Below are 514 nucleotides of genomic sequence, written 5' to 3'. Positions count from 1 at the left end.
ATGAAACGAAAAAGATATACAGAAGAACAAATCGTTCGAATTTTGAAAGAAGCTGAAACCCAAGGTAATGCAGCAAATATTATTCGGCGTGAGAACATAGCCCAGTCCACCTTTTATAAATGGAAGCAAAAGTATTCAGGTATGGCTGTTTCAGATGTCCGCAAAATGAAACAACTTGCCGAAGAAAACCGCCGTCTTAAAACCATCATTGCCAATCAAGCCTTAGATATTGAGATGCTCAAGGAGGTTAACTCAAAAAAGTGGTAGGCTCTCGCCAAAAGAGGATGGCTGCTGAGCATTTAGAAAATAAATTCAACGTCAGTGAACGTAAAGCCTGCAAGATTATGGATTTGGCACGATCAACAAAACGCCGAGTATACAAAAAAGATGATAGAGAAATGATTGATAAATTACACTTTTTATCACATAAGCATGAGACCTTTGGCTACCGTAAGATTCACGTTAAGCTTCAGGAAAATAATTTTCCAGTAGGTCGTGAGAAAGTACGTATTTT

The 514-nt window shown here is 37.9% G+C and carries 2 protein-coding genes; both read left to right on the top strand.

Annotated features, from left to right (window positions below):
• Window positions 1-267, top strand: a 267-nt coding sequence (locus IEV16_RS13320) for a transposase (RefSeq protein ID WP_188366210.1), incomplete at its 5' end; no start/stop codon positions are given.
• A 17-nt stretch (window positions 268-284) separates the two neighbouring features.
• Window positions 285-514 (top strand): hypothetical protein (locus IEV16_RS13315; protein WP_188366209.1); only part of this gene is annotated, 230 nt, incomplete at its 3' end.

This window comes from Marinicella pacifica, assembly GCF_014636635.1.
Classification (GTDB): Bacteria; Pseudomonadota; Gammaproteobacteria; order Xanthomonadales; family Marinicellaceae; genus Marinicella; species Marinicella pacifica.
Note: the sequence above shows the minus strand (reverse complement) of the source record. Positions and strands in the feature narration are given on the sequence as shown.